This window comes from Nostoc sp. UHCC 0251 (assembly GCF_034932245.1).
In the GTDB taxonomy this organism is placed as follows: Bacteria; Cyanobacteriota; Cyanobacteriia; order Cyanobacteriales; family Nostocaceae; genus Nostoc.
This window is the reverse complement of record NZ_JAYGHD010000211.1, coordinates 1-4,169: the sequence shown is the minus strand read 5'-3', so window position 1 is coordinate 4,169 and position 4,169 is coordinate 1. Positions and strand designations below refer to the sequence as shown.

General features: G+C 38.6%; 6 protein-coding genes. 3 read left to right on the top strand and 3 right to left on the bottom strand.

Annotation, left to right across the window (positions count from 1 at the left end; translation table 11 throughout):
* Positions 1-125: 125 nt before the first annotated feature.
* On the top strand, positions 126-533 hold the full coding sequence (locus VB740_RS17400) for a UPF0175 family protein (RefSeq protein ID WP_323201217.1): 408 nt from the start codon (positions 126-128) through the stop codon (positions 531-533).
* Between the two features lie 127 nt (positions 534-660).
* On the opposite strand, the gene VB740_RS17395 is transcribed toward VB740_RS17400, so the two are convergent.
* The 3 genes from VB740_RS17395 to VB740_RS17385 form a co-directional block, all read right to left on the bottom strand.
* The gene (locus VB740_RS17395) at positions 661-2,061 is read right to left on the bottom strand and encodes an AAA-like domain-containing protein (RefSeq protein ID WP_323201216.1); all 1,401 of its coding nucleotides are present in this window, start codon (positions 2,059-2,061) and stop codon (positions 661-663) included.
* 66 nt (positions 2,062-2,127) lie between these two features.
* Positions 2,128-2,877, bottom strand: a complete 750-nt coding sequence (locus VB740_RS17390) for a MinD/ParA family protein (protein ID WP_323201215.1) — start codon at positions 2,875-2,877, stop codon at positions 2,128-2,130.
* Positions 2,878-2,915: 38 nt separating this feature from the next.
* A complete protein-coding gene (locus VB740_RS17385) occupies positions 2,916-3,320 on the bottom strand; it encodes a hypothetical protein (protein WP_323201214.1) in 405 nt (134 codons plus the stop codon).
* Between the two features lie 213 nt (positions 3,321-3,533).
* Here VB740_RS17385 and VB740_RS17380 point away from each other — a divergent pair, with 213 nt between their 5' ends.
* Together VB740_RS17380 and VB740_RS17375 are read left to right on the top strand one after the other, a co-directional pair.
* Positions 3,534-3,878: a type II toxin-antitoxin system Phd/YefM family antitoxin gene (locus tag VB740_RS17380; RefSeq protein WP_323201213.1), complete on the top strand. Its 345-nt coding sequence runs from the start codon at positions 3,534-3,536 to the stop codon at positions 3,876-3,878.
* Positions 3,879-3,880: 2 nt separating this feature from the next.
* Positions 3,881-4,150 (top strand): type II toxin-antitoxin system RelE/ParE family toxin, encoded by a 270-nt coding sequence (locus VB740_RS17375; RefSeq protein ID WP_323201212.1) that lies wholly within the window; start codon positions 3,881-3,883, stop codon positions 4,148-4,150.
* The last annotated feature ends 19 nt before the right edge of the window (positions 4,151-4,169 follow it).

Sequence of the window (4,169 nt, the reverse complement as noted above, 5' to 3'; positions counted from 1 at the left end):
TGGGTTTCGCTATCGCTTAACCCAACCTACTTTTCGTCTTAAGTGAACCGTATTGAGTTATAAGTGGGGAAGTAATTAAGGTCAAGCTACCATGAAGTTAGTTTGATGTTGAGGTTTATTGCCAAATGGGTTTTTGGAAGCAAAAGCAATTGGAAGAAATCACACCCAGTTTCAATCAAGCTGAGTTCTGCACTGGTATTGCTAAACTAACTATTCTAGAAACAGGTGAAGTTTTTGAAGTTAGTCCCGATGATTTGGATTGGGATGTTGGCTCTAGTTCAGAAAGAGGAATGGGAGAAGAACTCCATCACTACGCAACAATTATCTTTGAGAGTGAGCAAGGACGCCAAGAGATTGCACCATACCTGTTCCAAACAGGTCGTTTAACACTGGGCTATGCCAGCCAACTAGCGGATATGCAACCAAACGACTTTCGCCAACTCCTGAAACAGCAAAATATCCCGCTTTATTCTTACGACGTTGAAGACTTTGAACTTGACTTGAAGAACCTGCGGGAGTTAGGACGGCTTTGATTGTTATTAGCGACACATCTTTGACATACCTCCTCGTCTTAAAGTCCAAGGATTCCTTGACACTTCGCTGGGATGCGCCAATGAAGCATAATTGCTAACGCTAACGCCAGTGAATCTAATCACGTATCTACATATTACGTGTAGCAGTAGGTCGCAAGGCTTCTTCAAAATACTGCCGATATAGCTCACAACTGGATATCACCTGATTTCCTTGCAGCTTGACTAACCCCATGCTGTGGAGCTTAAATGCTACAGTCTGTTCTAGCTCTACAGGTGTTGATGACTTGATTACCTCTTCATACGCTGCTGCTAATTGCGGATGTTCTTGTAGGCTGCGTAAATGACGATGCAAATGATTGCTATAAATTCCTGCATCTGTAACTGCTGTTTGGATTAACTGCTTGAAAGTCAAGTCTTGCTGCGCTAAATGATACAGAGCTTGCTGTACTAAATACGGGTGTCCATCCACAAGCTGCATCAATTCTGATAACTCATTTTCAGATAAATGAATTCCATAACGTTGCGCTAAATTGCATACTTGCACAGTTGTAAATGTTTGTAATTCAATTGCTAAACCCACATTAAATGGTGATTTATTAATATCAAGGGGGATATACACTTCTGTGGAATGAACAATTACCAAACGCAAATTTTGCCACAGAGGATTACCGATATCGCCATAGGCTGCTTCTTCATACCAAGAACGTAATAAAGTAAAGAAATCATCAGCAATTTCTGGATGTAAAAACACCTCATCAACTTGATCTAAAGCTAAGACCAAAACACCATTAATCTCTGGCAGCACACAGTCTTCAAAATAAGCGGTGCAGTTGCTTTTACTGCCAAAAGTTGCGCTCCAATAATCCTCGACTCGATGGGGTAACTGAAGCTTACGAGTAATCGCAGCACAAAACCAAAGCAAGAATTTATCTAAGTCATTAAAAATAGCACTTTCAGCTCGCTGTAAGCTCAAAGCTACAGTACGTACTGAAGAATTTTGTTGTTGAGCATGGGCTAAAATTCTTACCATTAAAGAAGTCTTACCCATTTGACTGGGTGCTTTAATACGGATTAATGCCCCATCTCTGGTAATTTCCTCATAACAGCGAGACTCTACCGGAGGACGTTCCATATACAAAGCAGAGTCCAATGGTATGACTCCAACTGGTGATTCTAATTCTAGGGGTTGGGGACTGGTTACTGGGAGAGAGGGAGAAAAGTCTTGAATTTTGATTTCTTCAGAAGCTCGTTGTGCTAAAACAGCCATCAAATTAGTTTTACTGACTTTTTCTCCTAAACTAGCTGATAGTATCTGCCATAACTTTGGCCCCACATCATGCTTAATATATTCTGGAGCATAGTCACATTCTGCGGCAATTTTGTCATATTTTTGCCCTAGTAAAGCTCCGCGCAGTACAGCTACTTCAATATTTTTTAGATGTCTTTGAGTCTTAGCAAAAACTGCTTGATCTGCAACTTTTAAAGCTGTCTCAAATGTTGTTGTTTGTTCTTGAATACTTTCGGTCATTATCTTAAATTTATTTAACTAAGTTATCTGAAGATTTTAATTTATTTAAATTCGAGTTTTAAATTATTAACTGGCTTTTTCTGTCACCTGTTGTAGCATTTGAGTCAATGGATGTTCAGGGTATTGCAAACAAAATATTCCACTACTACCGAGTTGTGCCATATCTTCTGAAAGTGGAAACATACCTGCGACTGGGACGTTATAAGTTCTTTCTACTTTTTGCTGTAGCGATGAAAAGTCAATGCGACTGGGTACTTTATTCACGAGCATCATCATTTTGCTGACTTGAAGTTGAAGAGCAATATTAACTGTTACCGCAGTACCTTGAAAATCTTGACGATCTGGACGAATAATCACAATCAAAAGGTCAGAAATAGCTATAGATAGTAAAGTTTCTCGGCTAAGTCCGGGGTGAGTATCAATAAATAAGTAGTCTAATTCTAGCTCTTTAATTAATCTTTGTAATCCACTATTAAGTAAACTAACGTTGTATCCTTCGCTGATTATTTTGGCAATTTCATCAGCATTGATACTTGAAGGTATGAGGAAAACCTTTCCTTGAGCGATCGCCAAATGAGAAGTCACATCACAGGCAGTATCAGCAATGGAACTACGATGCCATAAATAATCATTTAATGTCTTACCTGTAATTTTTTCATCAATCGCAAATAGAGCATGAATCCCAGGAGATTGCAGATCAGTATCTACAATTGCCACTCGCTTATTTTGTAGTGCCATTGTTACCGCTAAATTTGCTGTTAAGTTAGATTTACCAGTTCCGCCACGGAATGAGTGAATCGCAATAATTTTAGACATAGAATACTAATTCGTAATTCGTAATTCGTAATTCGTAATTAAGATATCTTGGTATTACGAAGGGATGCAATTTCTATTTGTAATTGTTGAAAATAATCAGTTTGAGTAATTTCTGCTACCTGATGTGCGACTTTATGTAAATCAATTTCGATTTGCATCTCTTGGAATTGAATTTTTCTAGTCTCTTCCTGCTGTTTAAGTAGAGTTTCTAATTTAGCTTTTTCCTGTTGTAAAATAACAACTTCTGCCTTTAAAGTCTTTTCGGTATCTGGCAAGTAAGACTTAGTTTTGTGTTTTACCTGATCTTTCCTCAACTGATTCCGGGCTAGTTTGGAAGGAAAAGGCATGAGAACATTATTACTACCTGCATTTTTAAAAGCAGTGAAGTTAACAATTTTGGCGGTGACTGCTTCGTAACTGATATCAAGGGGATGTTGGGGCATGATTTACTCCATGTCATCAACGTCTGTGTTGGGAGTGTTTGGATCTATATGTTTCTCAAATTACGCGATCGCACCACCCAATGAAAGATCAGTTTTTTAGCGCAGCAGCACTTGGAAAACTGGTCTTGACAATTTATTGATTTTGTGTGGTAAACAGAATTTTGATAGTATTGAATAAAGATTCAATTAAGTAAGTAATTCAATATTTAATTTATGATTAATCTAGAGCAGATTCACTCACTTACAGACTTTAAACGCAACGTCAAACAGTTTCTAGAGCGTATCAAAGCGACCAAATCACCTCTCGTGCTTACTGTCAATGGTAAAGCAGAAGTCGTTGTCCAGGATGCAAGCGCATTTCAGGAAATGATAGATAGACTTAAGCGTGCAGAAGAAGAACTACGTCAGATGAAGTTAGAAGCATTACAACGGGATATTGCGATCGCAGCCGAACAGCTAAAGCATGGAGAATATACTGAGTATGATGATGAGTCCTTGCCTAATTTGCTGGAAAATATCAAAGCACGAGGGCAGAGTAAGCTAAAGCTGGATAGCTGACAATGAATCATTACAGACTTTCCCAGCAAGCCGAACAAGACTTGGAAGATATCTGGACTTACCTTGCTCAACAGAATCAAATTGCAGCAGATAAACAGATAGCTCAAATTCTGAATCGTTTTCCCATGCTTGCTCAGTTTCCTGATATGGGCAAAAAGCGAGATGATTTAATGAAAGAACTGAAAAGCTTTCCTGTGAAGCCTTACGTTGTGTTTTACACAAAAATAACTGATGGTGTAAGTAAGTGGGTGCTAAAATTTCCCGCTATGTAACAGAATCTTAATCAGAGGG

Coding starts and splice junctions, on each gene's coding strand:
- VB740_RS17400 (WP_323201217.1), top strand. CDS start 126: ATGGGTTTTTGGAAGCAAAAGCAATTGGAAGAAATCACACCCAGTTTC.
- VB740_RS17395 (WP_323201216.1), bottom strand. CDS start 2,061: ATGACCGAAAGTATTCAAGAACAAACAACAACATTTGAGACAGCTTTA.
- VB740_RS17390 (WP_323201215.1), bottom strand. CDS start 2,877: ATGTCTAAAATTATTGCGATTCACTCATTCCGTGGCGGAACTGGTAAA.
- VB740_RS17385 (WP_323201214.1), bottom strand. CDS start 3,320: ATGCCCCAACATCCCCTTGATATCAGTTACGAAGCAGTCACCGCCAAA.
- VB740_RS17380 (WP_323201213.1), top strand. CDS start 3,534: ATGATTAATCTAGAGCAGATTCACTCACTTACAGACTTTAAACGCAAC.
- VB740_RS17375 (WP_323201212.1), top strand. CDS start 3,881: ATGAATCATTACAGACTTTCCCAGCAAGCCGAACAAGACTTGGAAGAT.